At 71.3% G+C, this 24,258-nt stretch carries 18 protein-coding genes; 9 read left to right on the forward strand and 9 right to left on the reverse strand.

Translation table 11 applies throughout. From position 1 onward, the window contains the following. The first annotated feature begins 153 nt into the window (after window positions 1-153). Window positions 154-2,529: a discoidin domain-containing protein gene (locus tag AB0I52_RS12435; protein WP_363071615.1), complete on the forward strand. Its 2,376-nt coding sequence runs from the start codon at window positions 154-156 to the stop codon at window positions 2,527-2,529. A gap of 109 nt (window positions 2,530-2,638) precedes the next feature. Here AB0I52_RS12435 and AB0I52_RS12440 read toward each other — a convergent pair whose 3' ends face one another. Beyond that, window positions 2,639-3,754 (reverse strand): glycerate kinase, encoded by a 1,116-nt coding sequence (locus tag AB0I52_RS12440; protein ID WP_363071617.1) that lies wholly within the window; start codon window positions 3,752-3,754, stop codon window positions 2,639-2,641. A gap of 187 nt (window positions 3,755-3,941) precedes the next feature. Here AB0I52_RS12440 and AB0I52_RS12445 point away from each other — a divergent pair, with 187 nt between their 5' ends. Together AB0I52_RS12445 and AB0I52_RS12450 are read left to right on the forward strand one after the other, a co-directional pair. After that, entirely contained in the window at window positions 3,942-4,433 is a 492-nt protein-coding gene (locus AB0I52_RS12445; RefSeq protein ID WP_363071619.1) for an NUDIX hydrolase, read from the forward strand. 384 nt (window positions 4,434-4,817) lie between these two features. After that, a complete protein-coding gene (locus tag AB0I52_RS12450; protein ID WP_363071621.1) occupies window positions 4,818-5,402 on the forward strand; it encodes a TMEM165/GDT1 family protein in 585 nt (194 codons plus the stop codon). Between the two features lie 78 nt (window positions 5,403-5,480). On the opposite strand, the gene AB0I52_RS12455 is transcribed toward AB0I52_RS12450, so the two are convergent. Continuing rightward, window positions 5,481-6,008, reverse strand: coding sequence for a methylated-DNA--[protein]-cysteine S-methyltransferase (locus AB0I52_RS12455; RefSeq protein ID WP_363071623.1), 528 nt, complete (start codon window positions 6,006-6,008; stop codon window positions 5,481-5,483). Next, on the reverse strand, window positions 6,005-7,492 hold the full coding sequence (locus tag AB0I52_RS12460; RefSeq protein ID WP_363071625.1) for an AlkA N-terminal domain-containing protein: 1,488 nt from the start codon (window positions 7,490-7,492) through the stop codon (window positions 6,005-6,007). Before AB0I52_RS12460 ends, AB0I52_RS12455 begins: the two co-directional genes overlap by 4 nt. A gap of 169 nt (window positions 7,493-7,661) precedes the next feature. On the opposite strand from AB0I52_RS12460, the gene AB0I52_RS12465 reads away from it, so the two are divergent. After that, window positions 7,662-7,970: a UBP-type zinc finger domain-containing protein gene (locus AB0I52_RS12465; protein ID WP_363071627.1), complete on the forward strand. Its 309-nt coding sequence runs from the start codon at window positions 7,662-7,664 to the stop codon at window positions 7,968-7,970. 45 nt (window positions 7,971-8,015) lie between these two features. Here the strand turns inward: AB0I52_RS12465 and AB0I52_RS12470 are convergent, their stop codons facing one another. Then, a complete protein-coding gene (locus tag AB0I52_RS12470; protein WP_363071629.1) occupies window positions 8,016-12,122 on the reverse strand; it encodes a bifunctional nitrate reductase/sulfite reductase flavoprotein subunit alpha in 4,107 nt (1,368 codons plus the stop codon). 174 nt (window positions 12,123-12,296) lie between these two features. On the opposite strand from AB0I52_RS12470, the gene AB0I52_RS12475 reads away from it, so the two are divergent. After that, complete coding sequence (locus AB0I52_RS12475; protein WP_363071631.1) at window positions 12,297-12,464, forward strand: hypothetical protein; 168 nt, start codon at window positions 12,297-12,299, stop codon at window positions 12,462-12,464. Window positions 12,465-12,473: 9 nt separating this feature from the next. Here the strand turns inward: AB0I52_RS12475 and AB0I52_RS12480 are convergent, their stop codons facing one another. Continuing rightward, window positions 12,474-13,904, reverse strand: a complete 1,431-nt coding sequence (locus tag AB0I52_RS12480; RefSeq protein WP_363071633.1) for an NAD(P)/FAD-dependent oxidoreductase — start codon at window positions 13,902-13,904, stop codon at window positions 12,474-12,476. Window positions 13,905-14,090: 186 nt separating this feature from the next. Here AB0I52_RS12480 and AB0I52_RS12485 point away from each other — a divergent pair, with 186 nt between their 5' ends. Next, on the forward strand, window positions 14,091-14,894 hold the full coding sequence (locus AB0I52_RS12485) for a nucleotidyltransferase domain-containing protein (RefSeq protein ID WP_363071782.1): 804 nt from the start codon (window positions 14,091-14,093) through the stop codon (window positions 14,892-14,894). 28 nt (window positions 14,895-14,922) lie between these two features. Beyond that, window positions 14,923-15,318 (forward strand): VOC family protein, encoded by a 396-nt coding sequence (locus tag AB0I52_RS12490; protein WP_363071635.1) that lies wholly within the window; start codon window positions 14,923-14,925, stop codon window positions 15,316-15,318. A gap of 86 nt (window positions 15,319-15,404) precedes the next feature. Here the strand turns inward: AB0I52_RS12490 and AB0I52_RS12495 are convergent, their stop codons facing one another. The 4 genes from AB0I52_RS12495 to AB0I52_RS12510 all read right to left on the reverse strand — a co-directional run bounded on the left by AB0I52_RS12495 (window position 15,405) and on the right by AB0I52_RS12510 (window position 19,885). Next, window positions 15,405-16,232, reverse strand: coding sequence for an inositol monophosphatase family protein (locus tag AB0I52_RS12495; RefSeq protein WP_363071637.1), 828 nt, complete (start codon window positions 16,230-16,232; stop codon window positions 15,405-15,407). Between the two features lie 125 nt (window positions 16,233-16,357). Then, window positions 16,358-18,223, reverse strand: coding sequence for a gamma-glutamyltransferase (locus AB0I52_RS12500; RefSeq protein WP_363071639.1), 1,866 nt, complete (start codon window positions 18,221-18,223; stop codon window positions 16,358-16,360). A gap of 45 nt (window positions 18,224-18,268) precedes the next feature. Continuing rightward, on the reverse strand, window positions 18,269-18,757 hold the full coding sequence (locus AB0I52_RS12505; RefSeq protein ID WP_363071641.1) for a hypothetical protein: 489 nt from the start codon (window positions 18,755-18,757) through the stop codon (window positions 18,269-18,271). Window positions 18,758-19,000: 243 nt separating this feature from the next. Then, a complete protein-coding gene (locus tag AB0I52_RS12510) occupies window positions 19,001-19,885 on the reverse strand; it encodes a hypothetical protein (protein ID WP_363071643.1) in 885 nt (294 codons plus the stop codon). A gap of 251 nt (window positions 19,886-20,136) precedes the next feature. On the opposite strand from AB0I52_RS12510, the gene AB0I52_RS12515 reads away from it, so the two are divergent. Then, entirely contained in the window at window positions 20,137-20,469 is a 333-nt protein-coding gene (locus AB0I52_RS12515; RefSeq protein WP_363071645.1) for a hypothetical protein, read from the forward strand. A 336-nt stretch (window positions 20,470-20,805) separates the two neighbouring features. Continuing rightward, on the forward strand, window positions 20,806-24,255 hold the full coding sequence (locus tag AB0I52_RS12520) for a serine/threonine-protein kinase (RefSeq protein ID WP_363071647.1): 3,450 nt from the start codon (window positions 20,806-20,808) through the stop codon (window positions 24,253-24,255). Window positions 24,256-24,258: the final 3 nt, after the last annotated feature.

Genomic DNA, 24,258 nt, shown 5'->3' on the forward strand with positions numbered 1-24,258 from the left:
GGCACCTCAGATCCCGCATTCTTCGCATGCTTGAGTCACAGATTTGAGTAACTCAAGCGAAATCTTGCGCAGCAGCATGGACTTCCTTGCGGTACTGCTCCTAGCCTGTGGGGCGTCCGAAGAGCCCCCACGAGCCGCAAGGACGACTGATACGTGACCCCACCTCCCAGACGCAAGCTGCTCAGACGCTCCATATCCGCCTCCCTCTCGCTGGCACTCGCCGCGTTCGGCACCGCTGCCGCCGTGGTCATGTCCAGCGCCCCGGCCGCCCAGGCGGCAGGGGTACCCGCCCCCTCCCCCGTGGCGGTTCCCGGCCGCGGTGCGACCGTTCCGTTCAAGGAGCAGGAAGCCGAGTACGCGGCCACCAACGGCACGCTGATCGGCCCGAACCGGCTGTACGGCACGCTGCCGTCCGAGGCCTCGGGCCGGCAGGCCGTGACACTGGACGCCGTCGGCGAGTACGTGGAGTTCACGCTCACCGCACCGGCCAACGCGATGTCCTTCCGGTACTCGCTGCCGGACAACGCCGCGGGATCGGGCCGGGACGCCTCGATCGACGTGCTGGTGAACGGCGCATCGCCGAAGGCGGTGCCGGTCACCTCGAAGTACGGCTGGTACTACGGCGGTTACCCCTTCAACAACAACCCGGGCGACACCAATCCGCACCACTTCTACGACGAGGCCCGGACCATGTTCGGGTCGACCCTCGCCGCCGGTACGAAGGTCCGGCTGCAGGTCTCCTCCACCTCCGCGTCACCGTCGTTCACCATCGACCTGGCGGACTTCGAGCAGGTGGCCGCGCCGACCGCCAAGCCGTCGGGCGCACTCGACGTCGTCTCCGACTTCGGCGCCGACCCGACCGGGGCCGCGGACTCGACCGCCAAGATCCAGGCGGCCGTGGACGCGGGCAAGGCACAGGGCAAGGAGGTCTACATCCCGCAGGGCACCTTCCAGGTCCGCGACCACATCGTCGTGGACAAGGTGACGCTGCGCGGCGCCGGCCCGTGGTACTCCGTGCTGACCGGGCGCGACCCCTCGAACCGGAGCAAGGCCGTCGGTGTCTACGGCAAGTACGCCAAGGACGGCGGGAGCAGCAACGTCACGCTCAAGGACTTCGCCATCATCGGTGACATCCAGGAGCGGGTGGACGACGACCAGGTCAACGCCATCGGCGGTGCGCTGTCGAACTCCACCGTCGACAACATCTGGATGCAGCACACCAAGTGCGGCGCCTGGATGGACGGTCCGATGGACAACCTCACCATCAAGAACAGCCGCATCCTGGACCAGACCGCCGACGGCGTGAACTTCCACTACGGCGTCACCAACTCCACCGTCACCAACACCTTCGTCCGCAACTCCGGCGACGACGGCCTGGCTATGTGGGCGGAGAACATCCCGAACGTGAAGAACAAGTTCACGTTCAACACAGTGATCCTGCCGATCCTCGCCAACAACATCGTGACGTACGGCGGCAAGGACATCACGATCTCCGACAACGTCATGTCGGACACCATCAGCAACGGCGGCGGGCTGCACATCGCCAACCGCTACCCCGGGGTCAACTCCGGTCAGGGCACTGCGGTATCGGGCACCACCACAGCGGCCCGCAACACCCTGATCCGGACCGGGAACAACGACTACAACTGGCAATTCGGCGTCGGCGCGATCTGGTTCAGCGGGCTCAACGAGCCCATCAACGCCACCATCAACATCTCCGACACGGAGATACTCGACAGCTCCTACGCCGCGATCCACCTCATCGAGGGCGCGACCAACGGGCTGCACTTCGACAACATCAAGATCGACGGCGCCGGTACCTACGCGCTCCAGATCCAGTCGCCGGGTACGGCCACCTTCACCAACGTCGTGGCCACCCATATCGCGCAGTCCAACCCGATCCACAACTGCGTCGGCAGCGGCTTCCAGATCACCCGGGGCGCCGGCAACTCCGGCTGGTACTCCGACCCGCCCGCGTGCACCGGCAACTGGCCGGCCCCGGTATGGACCAACGGCGGTGTGCCGCAGGGCGGCAACGGTCCGACCGACCCGCCGACCGATCCCCCCACCGACCCGCCGACGGACCCGCCCACAGACCCGCCGGCCGACACGGGCAACCTCGCCCAGGGCCGTCCGGTGACCGAATCGGGCCACGCTGACGTGTACGGCGCGTCCAACGCGGTGGACGGAAACGCGAACACCTACTGGGAGAGCGCCAACCACGCCTTCCCGCAGACGATCACCGTCGATCTCGGCGCGGCCAAGGCCGTCAAGCGGGTGGTCCTGAAGCTGCCGCCGGCAGCCGCCTGGTCCACCCGCACGCAGACCCTGAGCGTGTCGGGCAGCACCGACAACAACACCTTCAACTCACTGAAGGCTTCGGCGGGTTACACCTTCGATCCGTCCAGCGGCAACAAGGCGACCGTCACTCTGCCCGGCACGTCGGCCCGCTATCTGCGGCTGACGTTCACCGGCAACACCGAGTGGCCGGCGGCGCAGCTCTCCGAACTGGAGGCGTACACCAGCTGACCCCGACGCGACCGGTCGCCGGACGGACACACTGAGCGTGTCCGTCCGGTGGCCGGTCCCCGCCGTGAGGCTGATGTCGAGCCCCACCGGCGATTGAGGAGCGGGGAGGTCAGCGCAGGAAGTCCCGGGCGATGGACTCCGCCGCCCGCTCCAGCAGCGGCCCCGCCTCGGCCATGCACACCGCCGGATCCGGCTCCAGCTCGGTGAGCGCGTACGCACGGCGGATCCCGGCCCGGCCGAGCGCCTCGGGCGCCAGCGCGAGGCGGCCGCACACCGCGACGACCTCGATGCCCGCCGCACGGGCCGCCGCGGCGACGCCCGCCGGGGCCTTGCCGTGCAGGGTCTGCTCGTCGAGCGAGCCCTCACCGGTGATCACCAGCGTGGCGCGGGCCAGTGCGGGAGCGAAGCCGAGCACGTCGAGCATCACGTCGATCCCCGGCCGGAACCGCGCACCGAGGGCGACCAGCGCCCCGTACCCGATGCCGCCCGCCGCCCCGGCCCCGGGCAGTCGTGCATGGTCCGGCCCCAGCACCGAGGCGTAGTGGGCGAGCGCCGCGTCGAGGACCGCGATGTCCTCCTCGGTCGCGCCCTTCTGCCGCCCGTACACCTCCGGCGCGCCCTTCGGCCCGGTCAGTGGGTTGTCGACATCGCTCGCGAGGATCAGGTCGATCCCGGCGAGCCGCGGGTCGAGCCCGGACAGATCGGCCGTGGCGAGGTCGGCGAGCCCGCCGCCGCCGGGGCCCACCGGCTTGCCGTCCGCGTCCAGGAACCGTGCGCCGAGCGCGGCCAGCATGCCCGCTCCGCCGTCCGTGGTCGCACTGCCGCCGACCCCGAACACCAGGGTCCGGGCTCCCGCCTGGAGCGCGGCGAGCAGCAGTTCGCCCGAGCCGTACGTGGTCGCGGTGAGCGGGGCGAACACGCCCTCGGGCAGATGCTGGAGGCCCGAGGCCTCGGCCATCTCCACCACCGCCGTGGTGCCGCGCAGGGCGTACGCCGCCGTCACCGGCTCCCCCAGCGGCCCGGTCACCCGCGCCTCACGGCGCTCGAACCCGGCGGCCACCGCCGCCGCCACCGTGCCGTCGCCGCCGTCCGCCACGGGCAGGGTCTCGACCCGCACCTCGGGGGCGATGCGCCGCAGCCCGGCCGTGACCCGCTCCGCGACCTGTACGGCCGTGAGCGAGCCCTTGAACTTGTCCGCCGCGACGAGCACGCGTGCGGTCTCCATCACTGCTCCGTCCGTCACCTTGATTCCCTTTGCTTTCGAACAGGCAGTCGCGCCGCCCCGACCTTATCCGGACCGCCCGCCCCCTGCCCATGGGTGTCCGTGCCCTGGACCCGCGGCGCCCGGCGGGCTCCAGGAGTGTCCGCGAAGTAGCGTCGTCCGCCCGACGGACAGCCCTTAGGCTGCTCGCGTGACCACCGATGACTACGCCACGTATATCGACGGACTCCCCAAAGTGCTCGCGGGCGCGGCCTGCATCTTCCGCGACGCGGGGGGCCGGCTGCTGCTCGTCGAGCCGAACTACCGGGACGACTGGACCCTGCCGGGCGGCACGATCGAGTCGGCCGAGGGCGAGACCCCCCGGCAGGCGGCCCGGCGCGAGTCGGCCGAGGAGATCGGTCTCGACCTGGAGCCGGGCCGGCTGCTCGCGGTCGACTGGGCGCGCGGCACCGCGCGGCCACCGATCGTCGCCTACGTCTACGACGGCGGCATCCTCAACGAGCAGCAGCTGAAGGCGGTGCGCATTCAGGAGGACGAGCTGCTGTCGTGGAAGCTGGTCGGCCGGGCGGAGCTCGGCAGCCATCTGCCCGTCGGACTCGGGCTGCGGGTGAAAGCGGCGCTGGACGTCCTGGACTCGGGCGCGGGCACGGCGGAGCTGGAGGACGGTCTGCCCGTCGCCTGAGGCGAGGGGCGAGGGGCTCACATGCCCTGCGGTCGCGGCGGCTCATGCGGGCAGACTCCCGATCGGAACGTGGATGATCACCGCGGGACCGTACCGGGGCCCGCTGCCGGCTCGAACGGGTGAGCTCCCCGATGCCGGGTGCGGTAATGTTGATGGCTGCGAAGGGGAGTAGCCCTGCAAACCGGTCGTCGACACACTGGAACCCCCGGGTTCCCGGTGGCCGGGTTCGTGGATCGTCACGGACGGGCGAGACCTTCGGTCAGGTATGACACACCCGCGTTTTGTGGGTGCCGCCGTCATGCCGGGCCGAGTGGTCCTCCGAAAAGCCCGAGTGGCACTTCGCGGAAGGCCCCGGGGCCCGGCTCTTACAGAAAGCCACCCGGAATGCATCTCGACCCCCTGGCGATCCTCACCGCTTTCGGGCTGATCTTCCTCGCGGAGCTCCCCGACAAGACGATGTTCGCGTCGTTGGCCATGGGCACGCGCATGCGCCCGCTCTACGTCTGGTTCGGCACGTCGTCCGCGTTCATCGTCCATGTCGCCATCGCGGTCGGAGCGGGCGGCCTCCTCGGGCTGCTGCCCGACTGGATCGTCAAGCTCGTCTCGGCGTCCCTCTTCGCGTTCGGCGCGTTCATGCTGCTCCGGGCCGACGCGGGCGACGAGGACGACGAGGACGGCCCGAAAACGGTGACCGGCTTCTGGCCCGTCTACTCGACCGCCTTCATGGCGGTGTTCATCAGCGAATGGGGCGACCTCACCCAGATCACCACGGCCAACCTGGCCGCGAGCAACGGCGCCTGGTCCACCGCGATCGGGTCCGCGGCGGCCCTGATGTCCGTATCGGCGCTGGCGCTGCTCGCCGGGCGCTTCATCGCCAAGCGCGTACCGCTCAAGACGGTCCAGCGGGTCGGCGGCGTGTGCATGCTCGGCCTGGCGATCTGGACGGCCGTCGAGATCTTCACCGGCTGACGCGAGGGCCCCGTCACGGGGCACCGATGCGGGCCCGTCCGCCCGACGCGTGGGCGGGCGGACGGGCCGTCGCGCGCTCTAGAAGAGCGCCTGGACCGTGTCCCGCGTACCGTTCTCGAAGGCCAGCAGCCGCTGCTTGCGGTCGAGTCCGCCGCCGTATCCGGTGAGACTTCCCGACGCTCCGATCACCCGGTGGCAGGGCACGATGATGCCGACCGGGTTCTTGCCGTTGGCCAGTCCCACCGCACGCGAGGCCCCGGGCTTGCCGAGGATGTCGGCCAGTTCGCCGTACGAACGCGTCTCACCGTACGGAATCCGCTGGAGCTCCGCCCAGACGGTGCGCTGGAACGGGGTTCCGTCGAGGTGCAGCGGGAGGTCGAACTCCCGTAGTTCACCCGCGAAGTAGGCGTCCAGCTGCCGGATCGTCTCGTCGAAGGGGCCGTGATCGGGCTCGCCGAAGGTCTCCTCGGGCGGACGGTGCCGCTGAGCGGTCATGTAGAGGCCGGCGAGGACCCCGTCGGTGGCGACGAGGGTCAGCGGGCCGTAGGGGCTGTCGGTCACGGTGTGCCGCCGGGACGCGCCGGTGGTGGTGCGTGCTGTGGTCACGGTGAACTTCCTGGTGCGGGAAGGTGGTTGATGGGGTGGTCGTCGACGGTCCACAGATACTGGACCGCATACGCCCGCCAGGGGCGCCAGGCCGCCGCGCGGGTGGTGAGTGCGGCCGGTGTCGAGGGGAGACCGAGTTCCCGCGCGGACCGCCGGATGCCGAGATCCGTCGGCAGGAAGGCGTCCGGATCGCCGAGTGCCCGCATGGCGATGACCTCGACCGTCCACGGCCCGAAGCCGGGCAGCGCGGCCAGTTCGGCGCGCGCCTGCTCCCAGTCGGTGTCGGTGCCGAGCCGCAGCGAACCGTCCGCCAGCGCCTCGACGAGTGTCGTGAGCGTCCGGCGGCGGCTGCGCGGCAGGGCCAGCTGCTCGGGATCGAGTCCGGCCAGCGCCCCGGATGCCGGGAAGAGGTGGGTGAGACCGCCCTCCTGGTCGTCGACGGGCGTGCCGTGGGCGGTGACCAGCCGGGCCGCGTGGGTACGGGCCGCGGCGGTCGACACCTGCTGGCCGAGCACGGCCCGGACGGCGAACTCCGCACCGTCGACGGTTCTCGGCACCCGCCGCCCCGGCGCCTTGTCGACCAGCGGGGCGAGCAGCGGATCGGCGCGCAGCTGCTCGTCGACCGCGACCGGGTCCGCGTCCAGGTCCAGCAGCCAGCGGCAGCGGCTGATGGCCAGGGTGAGATCGCGCGGGTCGGTGAGCGAGAGCCGGCAGGCGATGTGGTCGGAGTGCGGGGTGAGGGCGGCGATGCCGTGCCCGTAGGGAAGGCGGAGCGTGCGGCGGTAGGCGCCGTCGCACCACTCCTCCACACCGGGGACGGCCGTCGCGGCGAGGTGTCCGAAGAGGTTGCTGGGATTGAGCGGTGCGCGGTACGGCAGCCGCAGCGCTATCACGCCCGGCGTGGACGGGGGTTTCGCCGACCGGGCCGCCCGGCCGCGCAGCTCGCCCGGGGCGAGCGCGAAGACTTCGCGGACGGTGTCGTTGAAGGTGCGGATCGAGGCGAACCCGGCCGCGAACGCCACCTCGGCCATGGGCAGCCCCGTCGTCTCGATGAGCACCCGCGCGGTCTGCGCCCGCTGCGCCCTGGCCAGCGCCAGCGGCCCCGCACCCAGCTCCGCGAGGAGCTGCCGCTCGATCTGCCGGGCGGAGTACCCGAGCCGGGTGGCGAGCCCGGGTACCCCTTCCCGGTCGACGACCCCGTCCCGGATGAGCCGCATCGCACGGGCGACGGAGTCGGCGCGGGCGTTCCACTCGGGCGACCCCGGGCTGGTGTCGGGCCGGCACCGCTTGCAGGCCCGGAATCCGGCCTGCTGGCAGGCGGCGGAGCTCGGGTAGAAGGTCATGTTCTCGACCTTGGGCGGCACGACGGGGCAGCTCGGCCGGCAGTAGATCCCGGTGGTCAGGACCGCGGTGAAGAACCAGCCGTCGAAACGGGCGTCCTTGGACCGGACAGCCCGCACGCAGCGCTCGGTGTCGGTGTGCATGGTTCAAGCATGGGGCACCCGGCCGGGCCGGGGCTGGCGAGAATCCGACATCAGCCCCGAGCCACCCGCACCTGCGCGATCCCGGCCTCCTCTCGCCCCGTTCCGGACTTCGCACGAGAATGGGACAGGGCGGGGCCGCTGCGGCGAGCGACGAGAAGGAGGCCCGACGATGACGGACGCACAGGCGACACCGATCTGCTCCCACCTGGACCAGGTGCGGCAGGTCACCCCGGACAGTGCCGACTCCTGCACGGAATGTGTCGCGAAGGGCGACACCTGGGTGCATCTGCGCGAGTGCCCGACCTGCGGACACGTCGGATGCTGCGACTCGTCCCGCAACAAGCACGCCACCGCGCACCACTCCACCACCGGGCACCCGCTCATCCGCTCCTACGAGCCGGGCGAGACCTGGTGGTGGTGTTACGAGGACGAGGTGACCTTCGATGTCGAGGGAGCCGGACCGGCGCGGACCGCCTGAGGGCGAGCGGTCCGGGGCTCCCGGCGCCCACTCCGCCCGCACCGGTCAGTAGACATCGCGGACGTACCGCTTGTCGGCGGCCAGTTGCTTGACGTACAGAGCCGCTCCGTCGTGATCGAGACCGCCGTGTGCGACGACGATGTCGCGCAGCGCCCGGTCGACGTCCTCGGCCATGCGCGCGGCGTCGCCGCAGACGTGGAAGTGGGCGCCGTCCCGGAGCCAGGACCAGAGCCTGGCGCCGTGTTCGCGCATCCGGTCCTGTACGTAGACCTTGGCACGCTGGTCGCGCGAGAAGGCGGTGTCCAGCCGGGTGAGGGTCCCGTCGGCGAGGAAGGCCGTCAGCTCCTCCTCGTAGTAGAAGTCGGTGGCTCGGTGCTGTTCGCCGAAGAAGAGCCAGTTGGGGCCGCGATGGCGGCGAGCCCGGCGCTCCTCCAGGAAGCCGATGAACGGAGCGACTCCGGTCCCCGGGCCGACCATCACCATCGGGGTGTCGGGGCCCGCCGGAGGCCGGAAGTGCGGGGCCCGCCGCACGGTGACCGGCACCGGGGCGTCGGGGGCCGCGTCCGCGAGGAAGGCTGAGCACACCCCGTTGCGGGGGCGGCCGTGCGGGTTCTCGTAGCGGACGACGGAGACGGTCAGGGACACCTGGTGGGGGTCGGTGAGCGGGCTGGACGATATCGAGTACAGGCGGGGCTGGAGCCGTTTGAGGACGCCGGCCCATTCCTGCGGCGTGGCACGGACCGGGTACTCGGCGAGGACGTCGACGGCCTGGCGGCCCCAGGACCAGCGCGCGAGTTCGCCCTTGTTGTCGGGGCGCAGCATCTTCTTCAGGGCTCTGTCGCCGGTGCGCTCGGTGATGAACCCGAGCAGGGCGGGGGTGAGCCCGGTGATGTCCAGGTGGCGGTGCAGTGCGTCGGACAGCCCGATCGCGCCGAGGCCGGTGACGTCGACTGTGGTTTCGGGGTCGAGACCGGTGACGGTCAGCCATTCGCTCACCAGGTCCGGGCTGTTGACGGGGTGTACGGCGAGGGCGTCGCCGGCCTCGTAGTCGAGTGGGCCGTCTGCGCTCCGGGTGTCGAAGGTGAACCGGCGGACCTCCTTGGCCGCGCCGGGGAGGCCGAGGAGCCGGTTCCCGACCAGCCGGGCGGCGACGGGCACCGGCCTGGCGCCGCGCACCGGCGCGGCGGCGGGGGCAGGGGCGGAAGGAGCGGCGGGCGGCGGGGAGGCGGTCGCCGGCTGTGCGGTGAGGCCGGCGAGGACCTGGTCCAGCCAGGCCAGGGCGGAGGGCTCGTAGTCGGGTTCGCAGTCGGAGCGCGGGGCCAGCCGGACCGCCCCCAGCTCGTCGAGGCGCCGGTCCAGACGCCGGCCGTGGCCGCAGAAGTCGTCGTACGAGGAGTCGCCGAACGCCAGGACGGCGTACCGTCTGCCGTCCAGGGGCGGGGTGTCGGCGGCGGTCAGGGCCGCCCAGAACCCGGAGCCGTTGTCGGGGGCGTCACCGTCGCCGAAGGTGCTGGTGATCAGCAGGAGGTCGGCGGCGGTCGGCAGGGCCCGCGGGTCCGCGTCGTCCATGCCGACGAGCCTGGCCCGGTGTCCGGTCGCGGTCAGCCGGTCGGCAGCGGCCGTGGCGAACTCCTCGGCGTTGCCGGTCTGCGAGGCCCACAGGACGACCACCTCGCGGCCGGCGGAGGGGGCCGTCGCAGCGGGCTCCCGCGCGGTCCGCGGAGCACGTGAGTACATCCCGGCGAGGACGCCGTTCACCCACCGCGCATGCTCCCCGGTGAACGGCGCGCCGGGCGGCAGGACGGGAACGCCGGGCGGGCCCGACGCAAGTCCGGCGAGGAACCCGGCCAGGTACTGGCGTTCGTGCTCCGCGAGCACGGGCGGCGGCGTGTTCTCCAGCCCCAGCACGGCCGCTGCGCCGGGCGCGGCGGCGGCCGGCAGGAGCGGCGCCGGCTCCTCGGCGGGGGCGGCACCGGGCGCCCGGGAGGCACCGGGCGCGGGGGCGACCTTCGAGAGGGTCACCGCGCACATCTTGAACTCCGGCTGGAAGGAGACCGGGTCCACGGCGTCGCTGGTCACCGCGTTGACGCAGCGGTACTCGCCGAACAGGTCGTTCCAGTGGAAGGGCGCGAAGCAGCAGCCCGGCCGCACCCGGTCCGTGACCACGGCCGGGAGCACGGCCCGGCCACGCCGGGACGCGACCTCGACCGAGTCGCCCTCGGCGATCCCGAGCCGCCCCGCGTCCTCGGGATGCAGTTCGACGAACGGGGCCGGATCGAGCCTGTTGAGCCGGGCGACCTTCCCGGTCTTGGTGAGGGTGTGCCACTGGTGCTGCAGGCGGCCGGTGTTGAGAACGAACGGGTAGTCGTCGTCCGGCATCTCCGCGGCCGGGACGTGCGGGCGCGCGAAGAAGACGGCGCGTCCGCTCGCCGTCGGGAACACCGGACGGCCGTCCTCGGCGAGGTAGCGGATCGGGTTGCGGTCGGGACCGTCGGCCGACGGGGCGGGCCACTGCACGGGCGTGGTGCGCAGCCGTTCGTACGTCACCCCGCGCAGGTCGTAGCCGGTGCGCGGATTCGCGGCGCGCTTGAGCTCCTCGAAGACGTCCTCGGCGCTGTTGTACGTGAAGGCGTCGGCGTATCCCAGCTCGCAGGCGATCCGCGCGATGATCCGCCAGTCCGCGAGCGCCTCACCGGGAGGGTCCACGGCCTGGCGGGCGAGGGTGAGGTTGCGTTCGCTGTTGATCAGTACGCCCTCGCTCTCGCTCCACAGTGCGCCGGGCAGCATGACGTCGGCGTGGGCGTTGGTCTCGGTGTCCGCGAACGCGTCCTGGGTGATGACGAGTTCGGCCTTCTCCAGGGCTTCGATGACGGTCCGGCGGTTGGCGACGGAGGCGACGGGGTTGGTGCAGATGATCCAGCAGGCCTTGATCTCGCCAGCCGCCATCCGCTGGAACATGTCGACGGTTCCCTCGCCCGAGCCGTCCTTGCGCACGGTGCCGGGTGCCAGGCCCCAGAGGTCGTCGGCGAAGGCGCGGTCCTCGTCCACGAGCACCGACCGCTGCCCCGGCAGACCGGGCCCCATGTAGCCCATCTCGCGACCGCCCATGGCGTTGGGCTGGCCGGTGAGCGAGAAGGGTCCGCTGCCGGGGCGGCAGATCGCCCCGGTGGCCAGATGCAGGTTGATCAGGGCGTTGGTGTTCCAGGTGCCGTGCGTGGACTGGTTCAGCCCCATGGTCCAGCAGCTCATCCACTCCCCCGCGCCGCCGATCCACTGCGCCGCCCGGCGGATGTCCGCCTCCGGGATGCCGGTGATCTCCGCGACGGCGGCGGGCCGGTAGTCCGCCAGGAACTCGGGCATCGCCTCCCAGCCCTCGGTGTGCCCGGCGATGAACGCGGTGTCCGTGTGCCCGTTCTCGTGGAGGAGGTGCAGCAGGCCGTTCAGGAGCGCCAGGTCGGTTCCGGGTCTGATCCGGAGGAAGAGACCGGCCTTGTCGGCGGTGGCGGTACGGCGCGGGTCGACGACGATCAGTCCGGCGCCCGCCTTCACCCGTTCCATCATGCGCAGGAAGAGGATCGGGTGGCAGTCGGCCATGTTGGAGCCGATGACGAGGAAGACGTCCGCCTTCTCGAAGTCCTGGTAGGAGCCGGGCGGGCCGTCGGCGCCCAGGGAGAGCTTGTAGCCGCTGCCCGCACTCGCCATGCACAGCCGCGAGTTGGACTCGATCCGGTTGGTCCGGACAAAGCCCTTGGCGAGTTTGTTGACGAGGTACTGGGCCTCCAGGCTCATCTGCCCGGACACGTAGAAGGCGACGGCGTCCGGTCCGTGCTCGTCGATGACCGCCCGCAGCCGTCGCGCCGTTTCGGTGATCGCCTCGTCCACGGCTGCCGGTACGGGCTCGGCGCCACGCTCGGGACGTATCAGTGCGGTGGTCAGCCGTCCGGGCGCGGCGAGCATGTCGGCGGTCGTCGCGCCCTTGGTGCACAGCCGGCCGAAGTTCGCGGGGTGGGCCTTGTCGCCGGACGCTTTGAGGACCTTGCGGTGGCCGTCGGGGCCGGAGCCGATGTCGAGCACCATGCCGCAGCCCACCCCACAGTACGAGCAGACCGTCCGTACCGGAGTGACGGCGGCCGACGAGCTCTCTGGGGGCACCGGGGGACCTTCCCGTGGATCGGATCGTGGCCCCGACGGTACGAATGGCCCATTACGCCGGTGTGACCCGGGCGGATCATGGGCGGTAACGCTCGCCGCACACGCGCTGGACCGGCGCTGTGAGATGAATCAGACTGGTGCGGATGCCAGGCATGGGGCGGTTTTCTCCCCGCGGTGGGCGGGCACGGCGCGGTGCTGGGCGTCGACGTGACACAGGCGATGCCCGGCGCCGCCGCCCGCACCGGACGCGCCCGTCTCCCGCGCAGGGCCGGCCGGCGCCTCGTCAGGCACGACGACGCCGATTCCCGCTTCCTCGCCCTCGCGGACCCGCACCGCCCATGAGCCGGAGGGTCACCTGCGGGACGGACCCGACTCCCGCAGCCGGCGCCATACCGCCTTCGCCGCGTGGTGTCCGGACATGCCGTGCACACCCGGTCCGGGCGGAGTCGCCGACGAGCAGATGAAGACCGCCGGATGCGCCGTCGCGTACGGCACCCGGGCGAGCCTGGGGCGGATCACCGTCTGCAGCCCCGAGAAGGCACCGCAGGCGATGTCCCCGTCCACGTAGTTCGCGTTGCGCGCGGCGAGCTGGGGAGGTCCCGTCACCGCGCGGGCGAGCACCAGGTCACGGAAGCCGGGGGCGAAGCGCTCCAGCTGGCGTTCGATGACCTCGGTGGCGTCGCCCTCCCAGCCTGCCGGGACGTGTCCGTACACCCAGAACACCTGCTTGCCCTCGGGGGCGCGGGACGGGTCGACGAGGCTGGGCTGGGCGGTGATCAGGAACGGCACACTCGGGTCGTGGCCGGTGACCGCGGCGTGCAGGGCGGAATCGATCTCGCCGGCCGTGGGGCCGATGTGCACCGTGCCCGCCCGGCGGGCCTCATCGGCGGTCCAGGGGACGGGGCCCGACAGGGCGTAGTCGATCTTGAAGCAGGACGCGCCGTAGCGGTAGCCCCGATAGGCGTTGCCCAGTCCGGCGATCCGGGCCAGTGCGGTCGGCGAGGTGTCGAAGATGTAGGCGCGGGCCGGCGGGAGTTCGTCCAGGCGCTTGACCTCCGTACCGGTGTGGATGACACCGCTCTGTTCCCGCAGGTACGAGGCGAGGGCGTCGGAGATGGCCTGGGAGCCGCCGCGCGGCACCGGCCAGCCCTTCTCGTGCGCGGCCAGGGCGAAGAGCAGCGCGATTCCGCCGGTCGCGACACCGCTGGTGGGGGCTATGGCATGGGCGGCCAGTCCGGCGAAGAGGCCGCGCGCCTTCTCGCCGCTGAAGCGGCGGGACAGGAGCGTGGCGGGCTGGATGGCGTCCAGACCGAAGCGCACCCAGCGGTACGGGTCGTGCGGCAGCCCGTCCCACGGGGTGCGCAGGAAGTCCTGGGCGAGGCTGTCCCAATGGCCGAGGAACGGTGCGAGGAGTCTGCGGTACGCCCCCGCGTCACGCGGTCCGAGCGACATGGCGCTCTCCCCCACCGAAGCGGCCAGCACGGCGGCGGACCCGTCCGGGAACGGGTGGGCGAGGGCCAGCCGGGGCTGCAGCCACTCCAGGCCGTGCCGGGCGAGCGGCATCGCGTCGAAGGCGGGCGAGCCGATGCCCAGCGGGTGGACCGCCGAGCAGGGGTCGTGGCGGAAGCCGGGGAGGGTCAGCTCCTCGGTGCGGGCTCCGCCGCCGACGGTCCGCCCGGCTTCGAAGACCTCCACGGCGTAGCCGCGGCGGGCCAGTTCGACTGCGGCGGTCAGCCCGTTGGGGCCTGCCCCCACGACGACTGCGTCAAGCATCGACGGCACCTTCGGACTCCTTTGTCAGCCGACGGTCGGAGTCCCCAGGGTATTCGCAGGCGCCGGCGCTCCGGGCGCGGGTAGGGTTCCCGCTCGATGACCACTGCGAACCCGGCGCGGCCGCCGCGCCCCACACCGCTCCCCGGCTCCGGGGCGGCCCCGGAGGATTCCGGGCCGTACCGGTCGATCGGCGCCATGGCCGAACGGCTCGTCGCCGTGCCCGGGATCCGGGCCGTCGTCCTGGGCGGCAGCCGGGCCCGGGGCACCCACCGCCCGGACTCCGACTGGGATCTGGGCCTCTACTACCGCGGCGTCCCGGACCTGGCCGCGCTGACCGCACTGGCCCGTGAGGTGCAGGGTTCGCCGGTCGAGGTGGCCGGGCCCGGCGGCTGGGGGCCGTGGGTCAACGGCGGGGCCTGGCTCCGGGTGGACGGCACGCCGGTGGACTGGATCCTGCGCGATCTGGACCGGGTCGAGGCGGTCTGGTCCGACTGCCGACAGGGGCGCTACGAGGTGGGCGTCCAGCCGGGCCACCCGCTCGGCTTCTGGTCCCCCGCCTATCCGGGCGAAGTCGCTCTCGGGCGCGTACTCGCTGACGCACAAGGGGAATTGACGGAGCTTCAGGCCGAGACGCGCGACTATCCGGAGCCGCTGCGCACGGCCCTCGCCGACGCGGCCTGGGAGGCGGAGTTCTCGGTGGCGTCGGCCCGCAAGTCGGCTCCTTCCGGCGACCGGCTCCATGTCTCGCTCTGCCTGTCCCGGGCGTTCGGCATCCTCGCCCAGTCGCTGCACGCCCATCACCGCACCTGGTGCCTCAACGAGAAGGGCGCGCTGACTGCGGCCGCCGCCCTGCCGGACACGCCGGCGGACTTCGCGGACCGGGCCGGCGAGGCGCTGCGGGGGCTGGACGCCGCGGCGGTGGAAACGGCCGCGGAGGTAGTGAATGACGTACGGGCGGTCCTGGCCGGTACGTCCGCCCCGGACTCCGACCGCGCCTGAGCCGTCGGACAGGCCCTACGATTCCGCCATGATCGCCGAACTGCAGTGCGTGGTGCTCGACTGCCCCGACCCCGCCCGTCTCGCCGGGTTCTACCACTCGCTGCTCGGCGGGCGCGTGAACCGGGTGGACCGCCGGTGGGCGCTCGACGAGAACTGGGCGACGCTGCACACCGCTGCCGGGCTGGTGCTCGCCTTCCAGCGGGTGGCGGACCACCGGCCGCCGCGGTGGCCCGATCCGGAGCGCCCGCAGCAGTTCCATCTGGACTTCGGGGTCCCCGACCTGAACGCGGCCGAGTCCGAGGTGCTGGCGGCCGGTGCCGCCGTACTCGACGACGGCGCCGGGTCCGGGCGGCCGTGGCGTATCTACGCCGACCCCGCAGGGCACCCGTTCTGCCTGGTCAAGCATGGTACAAGCGTGAACTGAGGGGAACCCGCCCAGTCCCGCTGGACGGCCGTGACGCAACGGGACGGTCGCGGCGAGGCCCGCGCCTGCCTCGCCGCCCCGTCCGCTCAGCCTCCGGCGCGCAGCGCGGCCAGGACGATGTCGGCCGTCGCCCGGTCGCGGGCAGCCGTGAAGGGCAGGTCGTTGCCCCCGGCGATACGGAACGGGACACCGGACAGCGTGGCCTGGGCGCCGCCCGCCTCGGTGACCAGCAGGAGGCCCGCCGCGTGGTCCCAGGCGAACTCCCAGTTGAAGGCGACCGCCTCCGCGTCGCCGCGGGCAACGCCGAGGTATTCGAGACCGGCCGAGCCGCAGGGGCGGGCGTCGATGCCCTCGGTGCGCAGCCCCAGCAGTGCGCGCTTCTGGGCATCGGTGGTGTAGTCGGGGTGCGACATCGCCACTCGCAGGACCGTGCCGGGCGCGGGCGAACCGGCGTGCAGGGGCGCACCGTTGAGTGTCGCGCCCCGGCCCCGGACGGCCACGGCCATCTCGTCCAGGGCGGCGGCGTACGTCCAGGAGGCCAGGGTCTCGCCGTGGTGCGCGAGGGCGACCAGGGTGCAGAAGCCGGGCTCACCGCGCACGAACTGGCGGGTGCCGTCGACCGGGTCGACGATCCAGACGGGCGCCTCGCCGCTCAGTGCCTCGTACACCTTCGGATCGGCGTGGACCGCCTCCTCACCGACGACCACCGATCCGGGCAGGAGCCGGCTCAGGGAGGCGGTGAGGTGTTCCTCGGCGAGGCGGTCGGCGGTGGTCACGAGGTCGTGCGGACCGTTCTTCTCGACGATCTCGTGTGCGGCGAGCTGCCGGTAGCGCGGCATGATCTCGGCGGCGGCCGCTGCGCGGACCGCCGCCTCGACCTCGGTCAGGTCCCCGGCAAGGAAGTCATCGATCATGCCCCCAGCTAAGCACGTGGGGCCGGGGTGACGACGACCTGGTCATGACGGGTGGATGGCCGGCCGGGGTCCGGCCCGGACCGGCCCGGTCGTGGCCGGGTGGCGGCGCCGGGTGGCGGAGCCGGTCAGCGGCCGACCGCGTACCCCTGCATTCCCCGCGGGTTCGCGGCCGCGGACAGCACCCCGGTCCGCGGGTCGCGGGCGACCGCGCACATCCTGCCCTCGGACCACGGGTCACCGACCGTGACGTCATGGCCTCGGCGACGCAGCTCGGACACGACCTCCGGGTCCATTCCCTCCTCGACGGTGACGCTGCCGGGGCGCATGCCGCGCGGGAAGAAGGAGCCGGGGAAGCTGTCGTTGTGCCAGTTCGGGGCGTCGATGGCGCCCTGGAGGTCGAGGCCGCCGCGGACCTCGGCGCGCAGGGCGACGGCGAGGAAGAAGTGCAGCTGCCACTGGTCCTGCTGGTCGCCGCCCGGGGTGCCGAACGCCAGCACCGGAACGCCGTCGCGCAGGGCGAGGGACGGCGTTAGGGTGGTGCGGGGACGCCGCCCGGGGGTGAGGGAGTTCGGCAGGTCCTCGTCCAGCCAGGCCATCTGGAGGCGGGTGCCGAGCGGAAAGCCGAGCTCCGGCACGACCGGGTTGGACTGGAGCCAGCCGCCGCTGGGCGTGGCGGAGACCATGTTGCCCCAGCGGTCCACGACGTCCACGTGGCAGGTGTCGCCGCGGGTGGCGCCGTCCGCGGCGACGGCCGGTTCACCGACGCGGTCCACGGTCGCCGTCGGCTCCCCGGCACCGTCCTTGGCGACCGTCGGCTCGCCGGTACCGGCGGCCGGTATACCCATCGCGTCGAAGCCGGACTCGCCGGCGGCGACGGCGTGGGCGTGCGCGCTCAGGACGGGGGTGCGTCCGTCGGGGCTGCCCGGTCGCAGCTCGTGCGAGGCCTCGCCGGTGACGAGGGCGCGGCGGGCGGCGTTGTACGGCTCGGAGAGCAGGGTGGCGAGGGGGACCTCGGCGGCGTCGCCGTACCAGGCCTCGCGGTCGGCCATGGCCAGCTTGCAGCCCTCGATGAGCAGGTGCACGTACTCGGCGGAGCCGTACCGGGGCAGTTCGGCGGGGAGCAGCGCGAGCTGTTGGAGGAAGGCGGGGCCCTGGCTCCAGCCGCCGGCCTTGGCGAGTGTCCAGCCGTTCCAGTCGTACGTAGCCGGGGCCTCGTACGACGCGGACCAGCCGGCCAGGTCGGCGGCGGTGAGGGTGCCGGTGTGGCGTTCACCGCTGGTGTCCATGGTGGGGACGGCGGTCTGGCGGACCAGGGCCTCGGCGATGAAGCCCTCGCGCCAGATCGCGCGGGCGGCCTCGATCTGCGCGGTGCGGTCCTGGCCGCCGGTCTCCTCGGCCTCGGCGACGAGCCGGCGCCAGGTCGCGGCGAGGGCCGGGTTACGGAAGAGCTCGCCCGGCTTCGGCGGCATGCCGCCGGGCAGGTACACGGCGGCGGAGGACGGCCACTCGTTCTCGAACAGCTCGCGGACGGTCTCGACGGTCCGGCCGACCCGGTCCACGGGCGCGTGCCCGTCCTCGGCATAGCCGATGGCGTACCGCAGTACCTGGGCGAGTGTCCTGGTGCCGTGGTCGCGCAGCAGCAGCATCCAGGCGTCGAAGGCTCCGGGTACGGCGGCGGCGAGCGGTCCGGTGCCGGGGACCAGGTCGAGGCCGAGCGAGCGGTAGTGGGCGACGGTGGCACCGGCGGGGGCCGGGCCCTGGCCGCACAGCACCTGGACCTCGCCGTCCGCGGGCGCGAGGATCACCGGCACTTCGCCGGCCGGTCCGTTGAGGTGCGGTTCGACGACGTGCAGGACGAATCCGGCGGCGACGGCGGCGTCGTAGGCGTTGCCGCCGTCCTCCAGGACCGCCATCCCGGACTGCGAGGCGAGCCAGTGGGTGGAGGACACCATCCCGAAGGTGCCCTGGAGGGTGGGCCTGGTGGTGAACATACGGGCTCTCACCTCGCTGTTTACGTGCGTCGGACGGTCGAAACTTCACTCAGGATCGAACCTGGGAGTATCTGGGGAGTTCGGACCGAAGCTCTCCTCCGCCCGCTCCCCCAGCAGGCTATCGATTGCCCTGCACCCCTTCTTCCCCGCCTCCGGCATGAAGTGCGCGTAGTGATCGAGCGTGATGGCCGGCGACGAATGCCCCAACCATCCGGCGAGGGTGACGACCGACTCTCCTGCCTCCAGCACGATGGATGCGTACGTGCGCCTCAATGCGTGGAACCCGTCCTTCGGTGCGGCTTGCCACTGCCGAGGTTTCGCCCCCTTGGCACGCGGAGGGATGACACCTGCCTTGGCCGGCGCAGGCTTCCAGATCTCGGTGTTCCACGTGTGGGCGGCGATCGCGTTCCCGTACTTCGTTGTCAGCACGAGGCCGAACTTCTTCCGCTCCCTGTCCGATTCAGGGCCACCCCAGGGAAGCTCGACCTTGTCGCCGGGGTATGCCCTGGCATGCTTCACCAGCTCGTCGGCCACGGAGCGCGGCATGTCTGCAACACGCGTTTTACCACCCTTTGGAAGGGCAAAGCATTTGTGGCCAACTGACACGATCAAGCCGACACCACCCAATCAAGTTCAGTAGCAATCGAGAAAGCACCCGTCGCCCCTGGCCGCACCCCCGGCACCGGCACCGCGCATCACCTACGGCGCGGTATCGCCGCCGAAGCAGCCCAAGACCCGTCAAACCCGGTTACGCCGCCCGCTCGTTTGACAGACCCGTCAGGTGCCGTTTCGGCTGATAATCCTGGTCAGTTCCGTGCTGAAGTTCTTTAGTTCGGGAGAGACTCGTTTGGTACCCCGGACGAGTTTTCGCGCTTTTCTTTCCTGCTCACGCACGCAGGCTTCGGTCGCCATGAAGTGGCCGATCGTCATCGCTTGTTCTGCTGCTTCGAGTGCGGGTTCCTGCCCAAACGGATCCATATACGTCATCTTCGGGATCTCGATATGCGAGCCGTCGGCAAGGCGCAGGATAATTGTGAAGACGTAGACTTGCGGCAGATTTCCCTCGTAGGCCCGTTCCGGGCCGACGGTGAAGGCGACTCGCTCCTGCGCGTGGGGCGGGAAGGTGTACTTCATCTTGCGGACCTGCTTCATCGGGGCGCGGGCCTCGAAGGGAACCTTGATGTCGTACCGGGCCTTCACGCCAGTTCCCCCCGCCCCGTACGGGCAGCCTATTTTAGTGATCGCGCTAAAGCGGAACTCAGCCTGCGACACCAGTGCGGGATTATCTCCGCTATTCCTGAGGATCACGGTGACTAAAGATGATTTCCAGTCAGCTGTCGTCCGATGCTCACCCCCACCGCTAACCACGTCCGCCTGGATACGATCTTCTTTGTCAAGGTCGAAGTCCACCAAATCCACGCCAGGCTCGGGTTCCGGGGTGGGCTCGGGCTGCAAGTCCGGAAGAAGCAAGAACACCAGTCCTAAAATTCCCCCGAGAACACCTACGAAACCGCCGACCACAGCGAGCACACCTTGCGGTCGCTGCAAGAAGGGGCGTTCCTCCTCCGCCGTCGGCTCACCCCCCTCCCCCCGTGATAGTGGCCGATCATCTCCGGCGTCGGCACCCCCAGCGCCCTCCGGCCTGTTCTGGTCTGCTGCCATGTCGCACCCCATCCCCGGACGCTCTGGTCTTGAACCACCCATCACAGTGATCCTTTTTCAACGATCAGATCGGCGATGGTCAAACAGAAGCAAACCTCGGATCCCACCGAGCGGAATTCCCTCGTGATGCCCGAGAGGACGGCCTCGTCTACGAACGCCCTGCCTGGTCCGGGACCACCGCCGACCGGCTGATCGCCGCCGGTGCCGTGTTCCTCGCCAGGTGGCTCCCGCTCGTAGCGCTGCTCGGGCCCTTGGCGGCCAGCGTCGCGGTCGCCGTGCCCGGTGCGTCCCTGACCGTCGTGGTCACCCGCGCTTACGCGAGCACAGACGCTCTTTCCCCAGTGGTCCGCACCAGCGAGGCGTACGCGTGGCTCATCCTGTCGATCGGCGTCGGACAGTCCGCCGGTACCGCCCTGGCCGGGCACCTCGCCGAGCAGCCGCTCGCCAGCGCGGCGCTTCCCGCCGCAGGAGCCGCTGTCGCTCTCGCCGTCCTGTTCGCCGCCCGCCGACGCCTGGAACCCACCGGGCAACTGCCGCGCGGCCGACACCGCCGCCCCCTTCGAGGCTGGCACAAGACGCCCTGATCAGGGCGCACCTCACGACTTTCCAACCCTTCTGAGGAGACCCATCTATGGCCGTTGCTGGTACACCGGGATGTTCCAAGATGCGGAATGCTCCATCCCTCGCTCGTCGTGTCCCCTGCCAAGAATGCTCGGCGGTGCGCGCTCCCCGGCGACGCGAACGGCCCCGTCGCGCTCGATCAAGGCCCGGAGATGGCCCACAGTCTCGACCGAGACGATCACGTCTGTCATCAGGTGTCACTTCCTGCTCGGAGATCCGCCGTTGGCCGTACAGACCCCGATGGCTCGGTCTCTAATGAGCAGAAAGCTGCAGTCGATTCGGCGAGAGGCGTGGTGTATATGGGCGACAGGGCAATTGAGGAGGTTCTCGACGATCGCTACGAGGTCAAGGGGGTCGCGGGTGAGGGCGGAATGGGGCGGGTGCTGCGGGTCCTGCACCGGCAGTGGGGAATCGATCTGGCGGTCAAGACGCCGAAGCCGGAGATGTTTGCGACCGATAAGCAGCGCGAGCGGTTCGTCACCGAGGCCGAGGCGTGGGTCGCGCTCGGGCTGCACCCGAACATCTGCGGGTGCCACTACGTGCGCGTGGTCGATGATGACGTCCCTCACGTCTTCGCCGAATACGTCGGCGGCGGCAGTCTGCACGACTGGATTGCCGACCGCCGTCTGTACGAGGGCGGCCCGGAGGCGGCCGTGGCGCGCATTGTAGACCTGGCGATCCAGATGGCCTGGGGTGTGGGCCATGCGCACGCTGCGGGCTTGGTGCACCGGGACGTCAAACCCGCCAACGTCCTGCTCGACATACAGGACGGCGACATCGTCGCCAAGGTCACCGACTTCGGTCTGGTTCGCATCCGGGCGATCGTCGCCGAGGACGACGGGGACCTTCCACACGGCGTCAGCGCCCCGGTCTCGGCGGGCGAGCGGACACCGGAGTACGCCTCGCCGGAGCAGTTTTCGAACGGGGATGTCGGAAAACAAACGGACGTCTTCAGCCTCGGTGTCACGGTGCTTGAGATGTTCACCGGTGGGCCGCGCTGGGGCCGGGGGCCGCTCGCGAACGACACGATCCGAGAGCGCCACGGGATCGAGTCATACGGGCCGGGCCTGCCGCCGCTGCCGCAGGATCTGGCCGATCTGCTGGAGCGCTGCCTCGCCAAGGACCCCGAGGAGCGGCCGGGGTCGATGGCGGGAGTCGCCCGGGAACTGGCAGAGATCTACCTGCGGGTCACCGGGGAGCGGCACCGGCGCCTGGAGCCGAAGGCCGCCGACCTGCGCGCTGACGAGCTCAGCAACCGGGCGCTGTCCCTGCTCGACCTCGACCGCGACGAGGAGGCCGCCGCCGCGTTCACTGCGGCGCTGACAGCCGACCCGCAGCACGCCGAGGCGACCCTGAACTCGGGGCTGTGGCGTTGGCGCGGCGGCGAGATCACCGACGAAGAGGTGGTCACCGACCTCGACGCCGTCCGCACCGACACCGACGACGACTGGCCGGCGCGGCACGCGCTCGGCCTCGTCCACCTCGAACGGGGCGATCTCGCCACGGCCCGGCCGCTTCTTGAGCGCGTCGACCGCGAGCGGCCCGGGCTGCGGGACGTGGGCGAGGCGCTGGACATGCTCGGCTCCGGAACCGTGCCGTCCGCGGACTGCATCGCGATCAACGAGATCCGCTGGAACCCGACCGCCGACGGGAAACCCGACCCGATGCTCCACATCGACGTGTCCGCGGACGGGCGGACCGCCGTGACCGGCGGGGACGACGAACACGTCCGCGTGTGGGACGTGCCCACGGGCCGGTGCCTGCGTACGCTCCGCGGCCACAAGGCCAAGCTGCGGTCGGTCCGGATCACTCCCGACGGGAGGTACTGCGCCTCGGTGGAGTACAGCACGGTCATGCGCATCTGGGACCTGTCCGACGGCAGGTGCCTGCGGACCATCAGGGCGGCGAGTTCCTTCGACTGGGCGGCGGTCAGTGTGCAGGAGGGCATCGCCGTCGCCACGGAACCGGTCTGGAAGGACGATGTGCACGGCGTCGACCTCGTCGTGTGGGATCTGCGCCGGCGCCAGGTCCGCTGGCGGCTGCACGGCCCGCTGGCGCAGTTCCCGGAAGCCGAGCTCAGCCCCGACGGCCGCTGGGCCCTCGTGGCCGGGTACGAGGACTGCATCGCCCGCCTCTGGGACCTGCGCACGGGGGAGTGCGCGCAGGTGCTGGCCGGGAAAGGCGTGAACCAGCCCGTCCTGTGCTTCGACACCGGCAACGGCGTCGCGGCGATCGCCGACAACCACGATGCCATCGGCATCTGGGATCTGCGGACAGGGCGGCGGGTCCGGACGCTGCGGAGCTCCGTCAAGTCGCTCGCGCTCAGCGCCGACGCCGCGAAACTCCTGGTCGGTGCCCGCGACGGCGCGGTCCGTCTGTGGGACTTGGGGACCGGCAAGTGCCTGCGGACGTTCCGGGGCCACCGAGGCGAGGCGGGCCACGTCCGCTGGGGAGCAGGCGACCGGTTCGCGCTGTCTGCGTCGCTCGACAACACCGTGCGGCTGTGGCGGATGCCAGGCTCCCCCGCCGTTCCGTTCCAGGTGTGCCGGCCCCGCAAGCACGGCGTACTGAACCTGTTGGAAGAGAAAGTCAAGACACTGCTCGAGACCGCGGCGGCCCAGGAGGCGGCGGGCGACCGCGCCGCTGTGCTCGACGCGCTCCGGAAGGCCCGCGAGGTCCCCGGGCACGAGCGCGCTCCCGATGTGATGGCCGCATGGCATGCCCTCAGCCGGTCACTGGTCCACACCGACATTCGTGCGATCTGGCCCGCCCGCAGTTTCGCGGCGCACCGATCGGGCGTCCATTCGCTCGACATCAGTGCGGGCGGAGATGTCATGGCCACCAGCGGCGGCGGTGAGATCCGGCTCTGGGACCCGGGCACCGGAGCGCTCATGCGGACCATCACCTACGAGGGCAGCGAGCGCTTCGGCCCCTCCGCCGGCATCGACAAGGTGCAGCTCAGTGCCGATGGCGGCACCGTCATGGCCTGGGGTCGCAGCGGATTGGCCAAGGCCTGGTCGACCGGCAGTGGCGCGGAACGGTACTCGATGTCCGACGACCGGCTCATCGGCACGGACGCCGTGTCCGAGTCGCTCAGGTGGATGATTCCCATGGGCATGAGTCCCGACGCGGCCCGGTTCACCGCCGACGGGCGCCGCGCGCTCATCGGCGGCGACGGCAACGACCAGCGGTTCCGGCTCTGGGACCTGGAGACGGGTACCCTCCTGCGGAAGCTCGAGGGCCACACGGGAATGCCTCGGGCGGTGTGGCTCGGCCCTGGCGACCGGATCGCCGCCACGGGCGCGAGCGACGCGACGGTCCGTCTGTGGGACCTCCGGACCGGCCGCTGCGATGCCGTACTGCGCGGTCACACGCATTGGGTCATGGCCGTGACGATGAGCGCCGACGGGAGCCTGGTGGCTTCCGCGGGCGGATACGATGATCTATCGATCCGCGTGTGGGACACGGCCACCGGCGCCTGCACCGCGGTGCTCGAAGGCCAGCGCGGCAACGCGCGGAGGATGCGTTTCACCCCGGACGGCCGCTTCCTGCTCTCGAGCCACGACGGCGAGGAGATGCGGCTCTGGGATCTGGCGACCGGCACCTGTTTGCGAACGGTGGAGGCCCAGCCCGGGCAACTGGGCCAGCTCGCTTTGACGGCCGAAGGCGAATACGCGGTCTCGGGAGGAAGCGACGGGCGCGTACGCATGTGGACGCTCGACTGGGAGCTGGCGGAACCGCGGCCCTGACCT

Origin of the sequence: Streptomyces sp. NPDC050423, from assembly GCF_040655445.1 — a bacterium.
Lineage (GTDB): Bacteria > Actinomycetota > Actinomycetes > Streptomycetales > Streptomycetaceae > Streptomyces.

Bases quoted from the DNA above. Each gene is read 5' to 3' on its own strand.
- AB0I52_RS12440 (WP_363071617.1), bottom strand. From the start codon at position 3,754: ATGGAGACCGCACGCGTGCTCGTCGCGGCGGACAAGTTCAAGGGCTCG.
- AB0I52_RS12450 (WP_363071621.1), top strand. From the start codon at position 4,818: ATGCATCTCGACCCCCTGGCGATCCTCACCGCTTTCGGGCTGATCTTC.
- AB0I52_RS12460 (WP_363071625.1), bottom strand. From the start codon at position 7,492: ATGCACACCGACACCGAGCGCTGCGTGCGGGCTGTCCGGTCCAAGGAC.
- AB0I52_RS12465 (WP_363071627.1), top strand. From the start codon at position 7,662: ATGACGGACGCACAGGCGACACCGATCTGCTCCCACCTGGACCAGGTG.
- AB0I52_RS12485 (WP_363071782.1), top strand. From the start codon at position 14,091: ATGGCCGAACGGCTCGTCGCCGTGCCCGGGATCCGGGCCGTCGTCCTG.
- AB0I52_RS12490 (WP_363071635.1), top strand. From the start codon at position 14,923: ATGATCGCCGAACTGCAGTGCGTGGTGCTCGACTGCCCCGACCCCGCC.
- AB0I52_RS12495 (WP_363071637.1), bottom strand. From the start codon at position 16,232: ATGATCGATGACTTCCTTGCCGGGGACCTGACCGAGGTCGAGGCGGCG.
- AB0I52_RS12500 (WP_363071639.1), bottom strand. From the start codon at position 18,223: ATGTTCACCACCAGGCCCACCCTCCAGGGCACCTTCGGGATGGTGTCC.
- AB0I52_RS12510 (WP_363071643.1), bottom strand. From the start codon at position 19,885: ATGGCAGCAGACCAGAACAGGCCGGAGGGCGCTGGGGGTGCCGACGCC.
- AB0I52_RS12520 (WP_363071647.1), top strand. From the start codon at position 20,806: ATGGGCGACAGGGCAATTGAGGAGGTTCTCGACGATCGCTACGAGGTC.